The organism is Gammaproteobacteria bacterium (assembly GCA_022340215.1).
GTDB lineage: Bacteria > Pseudomonadota > Gammaproteobacteria > JAJDOJ01 > JAJDOJ01 > JAJDOJ01.
The window spans coordinates 1-14640 of the sequence record JAJDOJ010000140.1 but is presented as its reverse complement, the minus strand read 5'-3'; the positions used below and the strand labels follow the sequence as shown (position 1 = coordinate 14640).

At 64.6% G+C, this 14640-nt stretch carries 11 protein-coding genes and 8 pseudogenes; 13 read left to right on the top strand and 6 right to left on the bottom strand.

Annotated features, from left to right (window positions below; genetic code table 11):
- Position 1 precedes the first annotated feature (1 nt).
- The 3 genes from LJE91_10120 to LJE91_10110 all read left to right on the top strand — a co-directional run bounded on the left by LJE91_10120 (position 2) and on the right by LJE91_10110 (position 2151).
- Positions 2 to 1240: a sodium:proton antiporter gene (locus LJE91_10120; GenBank protein MCG6869051.1), complete on the top strand. Its 1239-nt coding sequence runs from the start codon at positions 2 to 4 to the stop codon at positions 1238 to 1240.
- Positions 1241 to 1640: 400 nt separating this feature from the next.
- The gene (locus LJE91_10115) at positions 1641 to 1790 is read left to right on the top strand and encodes a lmo0937 family membrane protein (GenBank protein ID MCG6869050.1); all 150 of its coding nucleotides are present in this window, start codon (positions 1641 to 1643) and stop codon (positions 1788 to 1790) included.
- Between the two features lie 31 nt (positions 1791 to 1821).
- Positions 1822 to 2151 carry an HPF/RaiA family ribosome-associated protein gene (locus tag LJE91_10110; protein MCG6869049.1) on the top strand — a complete coding sequence of 110 codons (330 nt, stop codon included), beginning with the start codon at positions 1822 to 1824 and terminating at the stop codon, positions 2149 to 2151.
- Positions 2152 to 2465: 314 nt separating this feature from the next.
- On the opposite strand, the pseudogene LJE91_10105 reads toward LJE91_10110, so the two are convergent.
- Positions 2466 to 2837 (bottom strand): annotated as a pseudogene (locus LJE91_10105) (hypothetical protein).
- Between LJE91_10105 and LJE91_10100 the strand changes: the two are divergent.
- Together LJE91_10100 and LJE91_10095 are read left to right on the top strand one after the other, a co-directional pair.
- Positions 2831 to 3025 (top strand): annotated as a pseudogene (locus LJE91_10100) (DUF4400 domain-containing protein). The pseudogenes LJE91_10105 and LJE91_10100 sit on opposite strands and share 7 nt — an antisense overlap.
- Before the next feature lie 76 nt (positions 3026 to 3101).
- A complete protein-coding gene (locus LJE91_10095; protein MCG6869048.1) occupies positions 3102 to 3638 on the top strand; it encodes a GNAT family N-acetyltransferase in 537 nt (178 codons plus the stop codon).
- A gap of 304 nt (positions 3639 to 3942) precedes the next feature.
- Here LJE91_10095 and LJE91_10090 read toward each other — a convergent pair.
- Positions 3943 to 4236, bottom strand: a pseudogene (locus LJE91_10090) (integrase core domain-containing protein).
- On the opposite strand from LJE91_10090, the pseudogene LJE91_10085 reads away from it, so the two are divergent.
- From LJE91_10085 to LJE91_10060, 6 genes and pseudogenes are all read left to right on the top strand, one after another.
- Positions 4228 to 4296 (top strand): annotated as a pseudogene (locus tag LJE91_10085) (transposase). The pseudogenes LJE91_10090 and LJE91_10085 overlap by 9 nt on opposite strands.
- Positions 4297 to 4969: 673 nt before the next feature.
- Complete coding sequence (locus LJE91_10080) at positions 4970 to 6583, top strand: toll/interleukin-1 receptor domain-containing protein (protein MCG6869047.1); 1614 nt, start codon at positions 4970 to 4972, stop codon at positions 6581 to 6583.
- A 32-nt stretch (positions 6584 to 6615) separates the two neighbouring features.
- Positions 6616 to 7674, top strand: a complete 1059-nt coding sequence (locus LJE91_10075) for a MoxR family ATPase (GenBank protein ID MCG6869046.1) — start codon at positions 6616 to 6618, stop codon at positions 7672 to 7674.
- On the top strand, positions 7667 to 10627 hold the full coding sequence (locus LJE91_10070; protein ID MCG6869045.1) for a formylglycine-generating enzyme family protein: 2961 nt from the start codon (positions 7667 to 7669) through the stop codon (positions 10625 to 10627). Before LJE91_10075 ends, LJE91_10070 begins: the two co-directional genes overlap by 8 nt.
- 461 nt (positions 10628 to 11088) lie before the next feature.
- A complete protein-coding gene (locus LJE91_10065) occupies positions 11089 to 11247 on the top strand; it encodes a formylglycine-generating enzyme family protein (GenBank protein ID MCG6869044.1) in 159 nt (52 codons plus the stop codon).
- A gap of 91 nt (positions 11248 to 11338) precedes the next feature.
- A complete protein-coding gene (locus LJE91_10060) occupies positions 11339 to 12442 on the top strand; it encodes a formylglycine-generating enzyme family protein (GenBank protein ID MCG6869043.1) in 1104 nt (367 codons plus the stop codon).
- A gap of 293 nt (positions 12443 to 12735) precedes the next feature.
- On the opposite strand, the pseudogene LJE91_10055 reads toward LJE91_10060, so the two are convergent.
- From LJE91_10055 to LJE91_10040, 4 genes and pseudogenes are all read right to left on the bottom strand, one after another.
- Positions 12736 to 12927, bottom strand: a pseudogene (locus LJE91_10055) (VOC family protein).
- Positions 12928 to 13060: 133 nt separating this feature from the next.
- Positions 13061 to 13147: pseudogene (locus tag LJE91_10050) on the bottom strand (glutathione S-transferase family protein).
- A 106-nt stretch (positions 13148 to 13253) separates the two neighbouring features.
- Complete coding sequence (locus LJE91_10045; GenBank protein MCG6869042.1) at positions 13254 to 13697, bottom strand: SRPBCC family protein; 444 nt, start codon at positions 13695 to 13697, stop codon at positions 13254 to 13256.
- A gap of 33 nt (positions 13698 to 13730) precedes the next feature.
- Positions 13731 to 13832: pseudogene (locus tag LJE91_10040) on the bottom strand (polyketide cyclase).
- Between the two features lie 267 nt (positions 13833 to 14099).
- On the opposite strand from LJE91_10040, the pseudogene LJE91_10035 reads away from it, so the two are divergent.
- Together LJE91_10035 and LJE91_10030 are read left to right on the top strand one after the other, a co-directional pair.
- Positions 14100 to 14317 (top strand): annotated as a pseudogene (locus LJE91_10035) (nucleotidyl transferase AbiEii/AbiGii toxin family protein).
- The coding region (locus tag LJE91_10030; protein ID MCG6869041.1) for a condensin subunit MukF at positions 14317 to 14640 on the top strand (324 nt) is incomplete at its 3' end. The pseudogene LJE91_10035 and the gene LJE91_10030, both read left to right, overlap by 1 nt.

The following is a 14640-nucleotide window of genomic DNA, read 5'->3' as shown; positions in this document are numbered from 1 at the left end:
GCTGGCATATCTGAACCACCGCTTCGTAGGTATCCCCACGACGATCGGCGTGATGGCCTCCGCGCTGATACTCTCACTGGCACTCATCGGTCTGGACGCAGTGGGCATCGCGCAGGGCCTGCGTCAGTACGAGGAATCATTCCTGCGCTCGATCGACTTTTCGGACGTGCTGATGCAGGGCATGTTGTCCCTGCTGCTGTTTGCGGCCGCGCTTCATGTCGACCTCGACGAGCTCAAAGCCTACCGCTTGCCGGTGGCAGCGCTGGCTGTGCTGGGTACGTTGGCGTCGACGCTCGTCGTGGCGTTCGGGATCTGGGTTGTGTTGCCGCTGGCGGGCGTCCAGTTGCCGCCGATGTACTGCCTGCTGTTCGGTGCCCTGATTTCCCCCACGGACCCGATCGCCGTAATGGGCATACTCCGGTCCGCCGGCGCACCGAAAGAGCTGGAACTCGTGATCGCTGGCGAGTCGTTGTTCAATGATGGCGTGGGCGTGGTGATCTTCTCGCTGCTCCTGGCGATGCTGGCTAGCGGCGTCACACCAACGCTGAGCCAGGGTCTGGATTTGTTGTTGCGCGAAGCCGGCGGCGGCCTGCTCTTCGGGCTGGTACTTGGACTTGTGGCGTTCCGAATGCTTAAGAGCGTTGACAACTACAAGGTCGAGGTCCTGCTGTCACTGGCGGCCGTCACGGGCGGCTACGCCCTGGCTAGCAGGCTGCATTTCTCCGGACCGCTTGCCATGGTGGTTGCAGGTCTCATCATCGGAAATCATGGTCGTGCGTTAGCCATGTCCGATACGACCCGCCGCTACCTGGACATGTTCTGGGAACTCATCGACGAGATATTGAATGCCATTTTATTCGTGTTGATCGGAATGGAGGTTCTGCTGGTGGTATTTTCGGTCAACCTACTGATCGCCGCCAGCTTGGCCGTCGCCGTGACTCTATTGGCAAGGCTGCTGACGGTTGGGTTGCCTATGGCTGCGCTGGAGAGCGCAATCAACCTGCCACCGGGTTCTTGGAAAGTGTTGACTTGGGGCGGTCTGCGCGGAGGCATTTCAGTGGCGCTTGCCTTGTCGCTGCCCATAGGCCCGGAGCGCAATACCGTAGTCGCACTCACCTACGGCGTCGTCGTGTTCTCCATACTTGCACAGGGTCTGTCCATCGGCCGCCTCGCGCGCCAGGCCGCACGGACCGCTGATCGGCAAGCCCGAAGTCGGGCGGACCGAGTCGAGGAACCGTAATCGCCAGGCAAGTTCTGGCCACCCGAAGCGGTATGAGGGTTGCACGCTAGCGCTCAACGATTAGCCGCGGTGCTACCCGACGTTGCAATTTGCCGGGATTGTTGCGTCCAGGAATTCGAGCAAAGGGTCTGCGCGTTGCCGGAGACCTATGGCGGGTGCCTGGTTGTCACCGTTCGTAGTTTCCTGATGCTTGAGCGTTCGCCCTTCGGCCGCGACCTAATTTGCACGCGAACGGAGTTCTCTAGCCCCCAACACCCCGCTGCTTGCGGTACGGATATCGCCGTTGTCTGTGCGGCAGCGAACTGTGGTGAAGTCTGGGGGTGGGTAATATGTTCGTTAAGTGACTGGTTTAGAATCCGCGAAAATCGCAATCGCCCGGTCCATCTAAGGAAAACAGATCATGCTCTACACTATTGCTGCGGTACTTTTGATCCTTTGGGTTCTTGGCTTGACAACCTCGTTCACCGCAGGAGGTCTGATCCACGCCCTGCTTGTGATCGCAATCATCATAGTCGTTTACCAAGTCATTAGCGGTCGTAGGGTCACCTGAGGATTTGCGCGACTGCGATGAGGGGAACGCTGTGCAGGTTCAGATTAACACCGACCACAATATTCAGCATGACGAAGCGCTGGAGGCATGGATCATCGGTGTCGTTGAGAGCGCCCTGGCCCATTCGAGCGATCACATCACCCGGGTCGAGGTCCACTTGAGCGACGAGAACGGCGGCAAGAGCGGTCAGCATGATAGGCGCTGCATGATCGAGGCTCGACTCGAGGGGCGCAGTCCCATCGCTGTCACTGACCATGCAGCCACGTTAGACAAGGCCGTTAACGGTGCCGCCGGAAAATTGGGTCGAATGATTGAAAGCGCCGCCGGCCGAGCCGCTGAATTCAAAGCGCCGACAGACTGACGCTGAGTCGAAGCGAGGTTCAGATCAACCGCTTATCTTTCTTGACGGAAGTCACTCCCTCAGTTCTTCATCGCGATGCGGACCGTCTCGTCGAACGAGTGCCGACGTCCTCGCCGACACGTGCCCAAATTCCAGGAATCTGGTGCGCCATTTAGAACGTTTATAACGCGCGTCCCAGGTTGCCCCCCCTAGTTCACGGATTGATCGCCTCTGACTCAGTGCGAGGATGTCGCCAAGGCTTTCGTGTCGCTGTTGGCTGTCCAAACCAGCACGCATATGTGCGGTATCGGACATAGACCGGAGATGGAATGCCGTCAGACCCGCTCGACCATTTCCGCGAAGTATCCGGCCGCGCGTTTGGCCCGAATTTTCGTTCGTGCGTGCGCCGGAATCATCTCGTTGGGAACAGCAACCTGCCGCACCACGTCGATTCCCGCAGCGGCGAGGGCGTCGGACTGCAGATTGCTCATCGACACCCAGCGGTCGACGCGACGGATACCCAATCAGTGCAGCGCATCGACGGAAAGCTCCTGAAAGCGCATGTCGTTGACGCCGGCAACCTGTGCGGTGCGCTCGAAATAGGATTCGGCACGATCCCCGCCGCTAGCGCGTATGCGCGCGTTGTAGACCGGCAGCGTCACGACTTCGCCCAGAGCGCGCCCTTCCTTCCGGTTGTAGACGACGATGGGGTGGGGGACGCGAGAGCTCTTTCGTGTACCACTGGGCAAAGCGCTCGGCGCTGCCGCTGCTGGTATCGACGTGGGTCGTCTACCTGGCGCTACCGTTCAGTCTGCATCCGAGCTTCGTGGTCCTGCCGTTCGCGATGCTGTTCGCGCTGAGCGTAGCGGTGACCGCCAGTACGTTCAAAAAGCATAAAATAACTTGTTGTTTTTCCACAAACAGCAATAAACTCATATCGGTTTATGCTTTCCGGGGTTTAGGATTAGATTATGGCAGATGACGCTAACACAGAAACCTGGACTCTTGACGATGGAAAAAAGTTAACCCTTCGCCATATAACACCTGGCGATGCTGTCATAGAACAGACATTCGTTCGCAAACTTTCAGCCCAGTCTCGCTACATGCGCTTTCACGGCACCATCAAAGAACTGAATAAGAAGGATCTGGCGACGTTTACGAATCCCGATCCGCTCAACGAAGAAGCCCTGATCATTCTGTACAAAGGAGAAAAGGATGAAGAAGAAGTCGGCGTTGCACGATTCGTGATCGATCCGGATGGCAATGGCTGCGAGTTTGCGGTTGTGGTTGCCGATGAATGGCAAGAACGTGGTCTCGGGGAGAAACTAATGCAAGCGCTAATAAGTCATGCTAACTCGCGCGGGATAAAACGAATCCATGGGTCCGTACTCAAAAATAACTCGGATATGCTTCAGTTCGTCAAAGGGTTGGGTTTTGAAGTAGCTGCTGACCCCGAAGATTCCTCGGTCTTGCTGGTTAATAAATATCTGAGCGAGCAGTCAAGCTAATGGGGACGAAGGTAATGGTGGTTATGACGCTGTTAAAATTGAAGGCTCAACTGACGTACAAGTGAGTCCCACAACTGGCTGGACGCCGCGTTCGGATGCTCTCTTTGTTTCCCCTTTGGCGCGCAAGCGCACGTCGGCTAAACAGTATCGCCTCGCGGCTACCGGAGACTAACCGTCGTCGCTTCGCTCTCCTTGGCGGTCGTTGTCAAGGAAGATGTCGCATTTTCTAGGCTGCTTTTTCCTTGAGTTTGGTCTCCTTTCCAGTGGACTTGTTGGGGTTTAAGAAGACGAGCCCATCGTGTTCCCAGTTACGTGACGGTCCGGACCAGCGCTCAGGGCGTTGTTCCCTGGTGGCTTCATAGAGGGTGTCACGCCGTTCGAGGATCTCGATATCCTCCCCGCGATGGCGTTGGCCTGGCGTGACGAACTTCAAGGCGCTGTGTCGGTGAACCTCGTCGTACCAGTGCTGGAACCCGGCAACCCATTCACGGGCTTCCTCAAGGGTCTCGAAGGGTCTATCGGGGAAGCCCGGGTGATACTTCAGCGTTTTGAACGAGGCCTCGGAATAGGGGTTGTCGTTGCTGACCGCCGGCTGGCTGCCCTGGTGCCGAAGCCGCGGGTCAACCTGACACGCTTTCACGGGGTATTTGCGCCGAACCCGGAGCGAAGCGTAGGTTAAGGTGCCGTGACCGAAGCCCGTCGGTTGCCGCCGTGCCAGGCGCCGCCCAGACGAGCTTGTTCGACTGAACCAGGCTACCCAGAGAACCTCACTCACGGCTGCGATCCCGAGCGTCGCGGCTTTGGTGGCGGCTGGCTCGGTGGCCGGCGCAGCGGGGAAAAGCGCGCCATTGGACGGGTGGTTGGGTGGATTCGGGCGCCGGGATGTCGCTCAGAGGCGATTAGCGAGTCTGAGCGACGGCCGACCGTAGGCGCCGACGGCCGCGAGGAGAGACTGCTGCCGGAGGAAAAGTGAGAGTGACCAAGATAATCGATGGGTTTCCGGCGGATGCTGTCCAGAATAACTGAGGGGCAAAGAAAAACCCCCTCAAACAACTTGAATATTGTCCGAGGGGGCTGTCTCCTTGAGTTCTGCAAAGAACAACAAGGAAGACAGGATCAATGTGCGTGGCCGCTGCCGGTAGCGAATAAACGGGTGCTTTATGGAACTCACCGCCGGGCATCCGCGAGGGTGTTGACGGCCCTGTTCTCGAGGGTCAAACTGCTCCGAGGGAGCCAGGAAAACCAATATTCTCGGTCGCATTTGATCGTGCCGACTTTCCGAGAGGGCGTCGCGCGTACCTTGTGAAGTGCCACGAGTCACCAGGGATGCTATGACCGCGAGAAAATCGCTCGAGGAGCTACTCAATCTCATCTTCGGAGCCGAGGATTTGCGCCGCTTCGTGGATCAGGGTCTGGGCCGACCCGACGCGGAGGCGATCGGGAAGGAGATTCAGTGGGATCGACTCGAGTCATCCAGTCGTGCATCCCGGGTCGTCGAAGCCCTCGAGCTGCACGGCGCGGTGGATGACGCCTTGTTCGACCGGCTCCTGGCGGCGTTGCCCGAACGGGCCTCCGAGATAGAGGACGTAGCCCGGCAGTGGCTGCCGGACCGTGTTCCGACTGGGCCGGGTCCCGGGAGGTCGGCGCCGCGGGCGCCTTGTCCGGCGCCCGAGGGCGGAGCCTGGGACGTATTCTTGGCCCATGCGGGTCCCGACGGGGCCGCGGCGGATCAGCTCTACGAGATCCTCGCAGAGGGGGGGCTGAGCGTTTTCCTCGACAGCCGCTGCCTGCGGCTCGGAGAGCGCTGGGACGACGTCATCCCGACCGCGCTCACCGCTGCGCGAATGGTGGTGGTACTGGTCTCGAAGCGGACCCGGGACGCTTACTACGCGCGCGAAGAAATTGTCCTGGCCATCGCCGTCAGTCGGCGGCCGGATTCCTCGAGCCGGGTAATACCCGTCTACCTGGACTGCCTGCCCGACGACCCGCGAGACTGGCTGTACGGGCTCCAGCGACTTCATGGGCTGGCGGCCGCGGACGCGGGTTGGCCCCAGGGCGTGGCCGATCGTATCAGCGAGCTTTTCGAGGACGAGCCTGTCGAGCCCGAAGCGACAGTCCCGCCCGAAGAACGCGAACATCGAGCTCGATCGGAAGGGTGCAAGGAAAACGATGTCCCGCCCGATCCCGTTACGCCGCCGCCGCCCTACCTGCATTATCTGTATGTGGCCCTGGATCTCGACCGCAGCGAACAGTGGCAGGCGCTCCTGAAGGAGAGCCGCTCGCAGCACAACGGCATCTTCCTGGTGTATGGCGAGCGCCGCCAGAATCTCGAGCTGTTCGTGGCGCGGCTCTGGCACTACCTGGCGGAGGAGACCGACCAACATCACCGGATTATCGCCGTGCCGGCCCGTTGGGAGATGGAGCTGCCCCGCACGGGGGCGGCCTGGGAGATCAACCTGCGTCGTGCCTTCCCGGCGGGGGAAGGCACCGCGGCCGACCTCCTCTTCGAGGCGGCTCGCCACCGGCCGGTATTCCTGATCCTCGGCGAGCATCCCTTGAGCAAGGACGGGCTGGACGATGACGAGGAGGCCATCGCCGCGCTCGAGGAGTTTCTGGAAGACCGCCTGCCGACCCTGCTGGCGGGTTGTACCGGCACCCACCCGGTCCGTGCGCTGCTCGCTACCGACCACGAACGCTCGGACGATTCTTTGGAGGAGCGGCTCTACACCAAGATTCGGCGCGGAGCCAGGCGGCAAGGCGTGCGCTATCGCCGCCTGCCGGAGGTGCAGCACGTCCAGTGGAGCCACATCCAGGGCTACCTCGATGGTCTCGACCCGCCGCCCCCGTCTTCCGTCTACCGGGTGCTGAAGACCGAGTACCAGCGCCTCGATCACGGCCGGATCAGCTTCCAGGAACTGGCGGACCGCCTGTCCCGTAGGCTCTGACAGGTCCCCGGGATCCGGCCGAGGAGAAAGCCATGAACCACAGCGAATCCTACCGCCAGCCCGAGTACCCCCGCATCCGCGCCGACAGGCTGCACGGTCGCGAAGGGCACGTCTACCAGGCCGATCCGGGCCTGCTGGCTGCGGCCAACGCGGCGCTGGCCCTGGAGATGCCACTGCTGCTCACCGGCGAGGCCGGTTGCGGCAAGACCGATTTCGCCTACGCGGTGGCCAGTGCCTTGGCTCGCGACCGCGAGGTGGAGGCATCGAGAAGCGGGTTGCTCGAGTGCTACGTGCGCAGCGACAGCCGCGCCCAGGACCTGCTCTACCACTACGACGCGCTGAGCCGCTTCGGCGACGCCCACCACGGCGGCGAAGCCGGCAGGCTGCGTGCCGAAGAGGTGCGCAACTACATCGAGCTGCGTGATCTGGGGCGGGCGCTCATGTCGTCGAGCCTGCGCGTCGTGCTGATCGACGAGATCGACAAGGCGCCGAGGGATCTGCCCAACGACCTGTTGCGGGAGCTGGATCAGGGCCACTTCGAGATCCCGGAGATCCCCGCAGCCGATTACCTGGAAGGCGTCTCCGCAGCGTCCGGCGACCAGGGCCAGGCCATCGATCCCGAACGGCCACTTACCTACCGCAACCAGATGCGGAGGCCCGAGGGGGCGCGCAAACCCATGGTGATCATCACCAGCAACGTGGAGCGCCAGCTTCCGGATCCCTTTCTACGCCGCTGCGTCTTCTTCCACATCCCCTTCCCGGACAAGGCCGAGCTGCGGGCCATCCTCGCCGATCGCTTCCCCGGGGCGCCCGCCCTGGATCATGCCGTAGACATCTTCAAGACCCTGCGCGACGTGCCCAACCTGACTAAGCGGCCCACCACTTCGGAGCTGATCAACTGGGTCCAGACCTTGAACCGGGTGTTTCGCGAGGACGCGGTCGATAAGGCTTTCGCCGGTTTCCCCACCGGCGATGCGGTGGCCGACCGCCCGGCGGAGCTGTCCTGGGCGGTGCTTCCGGGGCTCGGTTGTCTGGTGAAACTGCGCGAGGATCTGGATCGGCTCGGGGTGGCCGCGCGCCACGGTGCGTGAAGCCGCCACGATAACCGGGTTCCTGCGGCACCTGCACGCGGCTCGCGTAGTCCACGTCGGACCCCGGGAGTACCTGGCGGCGGAGCGCCTGCTGCGCACGCGCGAGGATTGGCCCGAGCCCGATCTGCGGGCCGCCCTGGCCTCCCTGCTCTCCGGCAATCGCGAGGAATGGGACGCGGTGGCGGCGGAGTTCGACGCGACCTTTCGCCCCGGGTCGCAGCTTCGACCCGAAGATCTTCCATCGTCCGGCGGTCCCGAAGACGATGGGGCGGGGGAGCCGGTGGTCCGGCTAGAGCCGCCTCGTACACCGTCGACTTGGGAGCAGCGCCGGGCGCGGCTGCGTGCAGCCTTGGGCCGAACGGTTGCGGCGGCAACGAATGCGCCGCGCGCCTGGTGGGAGACCGGTGTTACGCTGCTATTGGCAGTCGTCGTGGCAGTTGCGCTCGCGCCACTGGTGCCGAAACAGGCGCGGGAAGATCCGGGCGGGACCGGTGCAGGCGCGGACACGCCGGAAACGGTCGACCGGACCGGGACCTACCTCGAGCGCCTCCGCGAGTCGGAGGTGCGTCCCCTGCCCATTACACTGTCACCTGTCCCTGAATCGGCGACCACGATGGCGCTCGTGACACTCATCGGCTTCGTGCTGGCCGGGCTTGGCATCCGGTTCCTGGGCCTGCCGCGGGCCGCCGCGACGGCACGCCGATCGCGCGCAGCCCGCCGCAGAGAGCGAGCCAGGGCCAAGCGGTCCACATTGGAGGAGGCCCAGGCCGCCAGCCGGGAGGCGTTGCAGATCCGCTATCACGTGCCGGAGCAAGCGGCCCTGTCCCGGCAGGGAATACTGGACAGCGCCGAGATGCTCGGCCGCCTGCTGCGCGAAGAGCGTGGCAACGAGGTTGCTCCCCTGCCGACCCTGCGTCGTACCCTGGCGGCCGGCGGCCGGTTCACGCCGGTGATGAAGCCGCGTCATGTGCGCCAGGAGGTGCTGCTGTTGGTCGACACCGAGCAGGGCGACCACCCCTGGCTGCCGGGTTTCCTGCGGGTGGCGGAGGCCTGGCGTCGCCAGGGGGTCCGGTTGCTGCGTTTCGATTTCCAGATGGCGCCCGTCTCCCTGGTGGACCCGGACAGCCGCGAGACCTGGCGCATCAAAGAGGTGGCCCGGCGCACCGAAGGCCTGCCGCTGATCGTCTTTTCGCGGAAGCTGCGTCCGGCTGGTCGCACCGGCGAGGCACAATGGCTGGCGGCCCTGATCGCGTGGCCGGTGCGGGCTTGGCTGGACCCCGATCCGCGGGCGCTCAGCGAGCGCACCCCCATGCGCCGCCGGGAGATCGCCGGGCTCAGACGCCGGGGCTTCGGTCGCTTTCCCCTCACCGATCGGGGCGTGGTGGCCATGGCCCGCTGGCTGGCTGCCGAGGGCGAGAGCCCGGAGGCGGTGGACTGGACGGGCGGGCTGGCTAGCCGCTCGAGGGCGCCCGGCGAGCCGGTGGAGGAGGCCCTGCGCAAGTGGGCGCTGGCCGCCGCCCTGGTGCCCGACCCCAGCTGGGATCAGCTCGAGGCCATCCGGCGCCACTTCCCGGAGATCCATGGGGTACTGACCGATCGGCGCGACCTGCAACGCCTGCTGGATTGGGTCGGCGAGCAGAGCGATGCGCCTGTGGAACTGCACGGCGGCCGCTGTCTGAACATCCCGGAGGAGCACCAGGACCGCTGGATCCGGCGGCAACGGGAGCTGGCCCGGCAGGACCCGGCGCAGCGGGACTTTGAGGTACGGGTCCGGCGCCTCCTGTTGGAGCAGCTCGAGCCCACCCGGCCAACCCAGGGCCAGGGATTGGAGTACCAGCGCTGGCGGCTCAAGGTCGCCACCCACAGTGCAGTGATAGAGCCGGGCAGCGCTCGCGACCTGCTGGGCTGGGCCTTCTACTCCGCCGTGGCCCACGAGGCGAGTCGCTGGGTGACCCAGGAGCTTGCCCGCCAAGGGGAGGGGGTGGGGCTTGCCGCCTTTTCGCGCTCGGACCTGGAGTACCTGAAGGGCGTTGAAGGCAGCGCCGAGGGCGTCGACGTCCGGGAACTGGTCTGGGGCTACCCCCGGCTCTGGGTGCGGGCGCTGCTGGCCCTGGCGCCGGCCCTGCTGGTGCTCGCTTACGACCCAGCCCGGGCCCCGTTCGACCGCATCGCGAGGCTCTCCGAAGGCAGAACAGCGGAGCTGAAGGCCAGACTGCCGGCGATCTACGCCCTGGAGACCGGTACAGCCTGGGTCGATCTGGCAGGCGGATCGTTTCGGATGGGCAGCGAGGACGGTGACACTGACGAGCGGCCGGTCCGACCGGTGCAGGTGAAGCCCTTCGCCCTGACGCGCACCGAGGTGACGGTGGCCGAGTACCAGCGCTGCAGGGAGGAGGGGGCTTGCAAGGAGAAGCCTGGCTCCGGAGGCTCCTGCAACTGGGGCGTCGAAGGCCGCGAAGCCCACCCCGTGAACTGCGTCTCTTGGCACCAAGCCCAGGACTATGCCCGATGGGCCGGGGCGCGGCTGCCCACCGAGGCGGAGTGGGAGTACGCCGCCCGGGGCCAGGGCTTGGACCGCGCCTACCCCTGGGGCGACGAGCCGGCCGACTGCACCCGGGCCGTGATCAGCGATGGAGGTGATGGTTGTGGTCGCGACAGCACCTGGCCCGTGTGCGCGAAGCCCGCGGGCAATACGCCCCAGGGGCTGTGCGACATGGCGGGCAACGTCTGGGAGTGGATGGAGGACGACTACCATGGTGATTACAACCGTGCGCCGAAGGATGCTTCGCCCTGGGTGGATGCCCCCCGTGGCTCGGACCGGGTCCTCCGGGGCGGCTCCTGGTGGAGCGAACCGCGCGACGCGCGGGCCGCGAGCCGCAGCTGGAGCGCCCCGGGCATCCGCTTCGGCTATGTCGGGTTCCGCCTCGCGAGGTCCTTGCCCTCTGGGAACTGACCCTTGTACCCTCTGCAGGATACCGCGCAGGGACCGCGGCGGGGCCGGGGGCGCCAGCCCCGAGCCCCGCGGCGAGGCCCGGAGCACGACGAGGTGACCGATGCTGGATCTGAGGCTGGTGACGGTGAGCTTCGACGCCGAGTCGGGCGGCTTCCCGGCCGAGCCGTTGGCCGACGTGCCCCGCGTTCAATGGGGTCAGACTCGATTGATAGCCATCTATAAATCGAGTCTGACCCCATTGAACGGGCGCAGCTACGCCTGCCGGCACGGAAAGGGCCAGCACCGCGCCCTGCGCCAGGCCCAGCGTTTTCGCCGCCGACACCGGGATCTGGAGGCCGCTCTGGCGGCGGGCGAGATCGACGAGGCCGAAGCCGGCCTGTCGCTGGCCAGCCAGTTTGCCCATTTCGCCGCGTTCGACACCTACCGGGCGCGTCGCAACCAGATCGCCCGCCTGGCGGGCGATGGGGGTCGGGGTCGATGGTGGCTCGAACCGGGTCATCCGGGGCGGCTCCTGGAGGAACGAACCGCGCAACGCGCGGGCCGCGAACCGCAACAGGAACACCCCGGGCAACCGCAACGACAATGTCGGGTTCCGCCTCGCGAGCTCAACGCGGCGGTAGGCGATGGGATTCCCGTCCTACCGGCAGGGCCCGAAGGGCCGGGTTCATGGACCCCGCCCCTGCGCCCAGGTGTTGACCAGACCCCGGTCCCGTGTTTCACGTCATTGAGGCGTGGAACCGAAGCCCCCCCGCCCGGCGGCGGCGCCTTCGGCGTGGCCGTCGGGCCTTCCCGGGAGGAGGACCAATAAAGCGCCAGCGCGGCGTCGTGCTGCTGGGCGAGCGGCCGGTGCGCTGGCTGGGCGCCGGGCTTCTCGCCGCCGGACTGCTGCTGCCCTGGCTGATCCTGCTCTGGCGCGCCGCCGAGCCGCCCCTGCCGCCGGGGGGGGCGGGTCCCGTCACCGTGCGCCCGGAGCTGGTCGCGCTGCCCGCTGGCAGCTTCGTCATGGGCAGCCCGGCGGACGAGGCGGGCCGGGACGAAGACGAGCGCGCGCACGAGGTGCGGATTACCCGGCCCTTCGTGGTCTCGCGGACCGAGGTCACCCAGGGCCAGTTTGCGGCGGTGATGGGAGAGGGCAAGCTGTATTCGGGCAACGATGATGGAGGAAATCCATGCCGGGAGGCCGGGGTCGGCGCGGACCTGCCGGTGGTCTGTGTGACCTGGCGCGAGGCGGTGGCCTTCTGCAACCGGCTGTCCGAGTTGGAGGGCCTGACACCGGTCTACCTGGTTCGGGGCGACGAGGTGGAGTGGCCCGACCGGGGCGCGGACGGCTATCGGCTGCCGACCGAGGCGGAGTGGGAATACGCGGCCCGGGCCGGCACCCGCACGGTCTGGGTGGGGACGGATAGCGAAGCCGAGGCGTGTCGCTATGCCAACGTGGCGGACGAGGCGGCCAAGGCCGAAACCCCCGACTGGGATACGTTCGATTGCTCCGACGGCTACCCACGGCTGTCACCGGTGACGGCCAAGGAGGTCAACCGCTGGCACCTGCACGGCCTGGGCGGTAACGCGGCGGAGTGGGTGTGGGAATGGTACGCCGAGTACCCGGAAGAGCCCGTGCCGGCGGTCGATCCTACGGGCCCGCCGGGTGGCTCGCTCCGGGTCATCCGGGGCGGCTCCTGGTGGTTCGGTCCGCGCATCGCGCGGGCCGCGATCCGCGCCGGGTTCACCCCGGGCTTCCGCTGCGACTTTGTCGGGTTCCGCCTCGCGAGGTCCTGTCCCTCTGCTGTCTCACCCTCTGACTGTCTGCCCCCCTGAGGGCCCCCGACCCGGCCGGGTGTCGTGGCGCTCCGCGCCCGACCGCCCGGACGGGTCGGGGCCCGGCCATCGCGCACGATTTGCACTTGGAACGAATAGGAAACGAATAGGGACCAGGTTCGGATTACCTTCACATGACCTGACTTCGCGGAATCCACGTCGAGCCCAATCTCAGCACCAGTAGCATGCCGGATCCGCTTCGCTTGATCCGACCTACGGTTTTTCCGTGCTTTCAGTGAGTCATGACATTGCGTAGGGTGGAACAAGCGCAGCGGTTCCACCGTCATGGGTGTCAGGCCGACAAACTTGCGCCCGAGCACGGTGAATTCGACCGTGAGTTCACTGCCTTCCTGCCCGCCGGGAAAATCGCCGGGCGCCGTATTCACGCGGATTAATTGGCTGTCGGGAAAGGTGGCGGCGTAGAATTCAGCCGCCTTGCTGGCCTGGCCGTGGTCGAACCACAGGCAGGTGATGAGGTCGGTCATTCAAGTTACTCCTTATGGTTGCTGCGTGAGTGCCGATATTGGGCCGTCGAGGCGGCGTTGAAATAGGCAAGTTGAGCGTTGAACGCCCGCTTGAAAGCAGGTCTTAAGGCTGGCCGAGTTCTTCGAGCGCTCAACGAACCTGCATGTCCCGTGCCAGTTCCTTGCCCTCATCGGGCGAGCGTTCGAAAACGGTGACGATAGGTTTGGCTTGCAGAATCATCATGATGGCTCCCTGATGCTCTCGAGCGCGGCGATGTCGGCTTTCTTTATCCTTGCATGTCGCCTTTTCTGCGCACCCTGTGGCATCGGGGTCGTCGCCATAGACGTCAGTCGTCGATTTCGGGCTCGACGAGCCGCGCCAAGTGTTCCAGCGATTGCTGCCAGCCGAGATAGCAAGCCTCCAGCGGGATGGCGTCCGGCACGCCTTCCTGGATGATGGTGACCTCCGTGCCGACCGAAACTGCTTTCAGGTCAACCGTCACCAGCATTTCGCCGGGCAGGTTCGGGTCGTCGAACGTATCGGTGTAGCGCAGCCGCTCATTCGGGATCAGTTCGCGGTATTCGCCGCGGAAGGAATGGCTGTTGCCCGTCGTAAAGTTCGTGAACGACATTCTGTAGCCGCCACCGACTCTCGGGTCGATCTCGTGAACCTTGCCCGTAAATCCGTTCGGCGGCAGCCAGCGCGCCTTGGCGTCCGGGTCGAGGAATGCGCGGTAGAGTTTCTCCGGTTTCGCCGCAATAACGCGGTGCAGGCGGACGGTGTTCGGCATGGTCAATTCTCCTGTCGCGGTAGGTTCTCGCTGTCACAACGATTTCGCCAACGCTTCCAATTGCTCGGCAGCTTTGCCCCAGCCTTCGTGGAAGCCCATTTCTTCGTGTTCGGCCTTCGCTTCGGTGGTCCCGTTCAATGGGGTCAGACTCGATTGATAGCCATCTATCAATGAGTCTGACCCCATTGAACGCTGCAATCGGGTTCTCGACGCCGCTCGGTCCTCGCCTGCCAGCGTTCACGACGGTGGCGCGCCGCACGGATAGATGATACAAATCCTCGGACTACAGGGTCTATACATTGAGTATTTGTATCAATGGAAAAACGGCGCTCGCAACGTGAGATGGCTCAGGCCCTTCTGAGGGAACGGGGGATCCTGCGCCTGGTCGAGCTGCGCGTGACCGCCGCGACCTTTGAACGACGCGTGACCTAGATCCCGGCCGAACTGCCGGACGCGCTTGCCTCAGCCTTCGCCGAAGATGAGCACAAGCAGCGGCGGTGGAATGCCTTTTTGGAGAACGTGGCGTTCCACCCCGGCAGCCTGGCCGATGTGATCGCGGCTGTTGCTGGTTCATCATGCCTCACGCAATCGCCGCAGCGAAGATCGGCAGGAGCCGCTGATGTCGTCGGATCCGAGCCGCCTCATTGCCGCCCTCGCGCGTGACCGGATCAATCTGGATCTGAAAACGCTCGACCTGTGTTTTCTTGCAGGCCTTTACCTGCGGGCCGATCGGGCGTCGCTTGCGTCTTTCGAAGAGGACGTGCTCATCGACATGTTCGAGCAGATATGCGACGTGGTCGACCCGGGCGCGGAGCGACCGCGCAAGCGGGCGACGCACGCCATCCAACAGCGCCGCGACCAGCGCATGTTGGCCCGTGTGGACGGGGCGGGCATCGTTCGGTCCGGTGAGTACACGCTGACGCGATTGGCCGCCGCAGTCGTC

Excerpts from the sequence above, each read along its gene's own strand:
- LJE91_10080 (MCG6869047.1), top strand. The coding sequence starts at position 4,970 with ATGACCGCGAGAAAATCGCTCGAGGAGCTACTCAATCTCATCTTCGGA.
- LJE91_10045 (MCG6869042.1), bottom strand. The coding sequence starts at position 13,697 with ATGCCGAACACCGTCCGCCTGCACCGCGTTATTGCGGCGAAACCGGAG.
- LJE91_10075 (MCG6869046.1), top strand. The coding sequence starts at position 6,616 with ATGAACCACAGCGAATCCTACCGCCAGCCCGAGTACCCCCGCATCCGC.
- LJE91_10065 (MCG6869044.1), top strand. The coding sequence starts at position 11,089 with ATGGGGGTCGGGGTCGATGGTGGCTCGAACCGGGTCATCCGGGGCGGC.
- LJE91_10095 (MCG6869048.1), top strand. The coding sequence starts at position 3,102 with ATGGCAGATGACGCTAACACAGAAACCTGGACTCTTGACGATGGAAAA.
- LJE91_10115 (MCG6869050.1), top strand. The coding sequence starts at position 1,641 with ATGCTCTACACTATTGCTGCGGTACTTTTGATCCTTTGGGTTCTTGGC.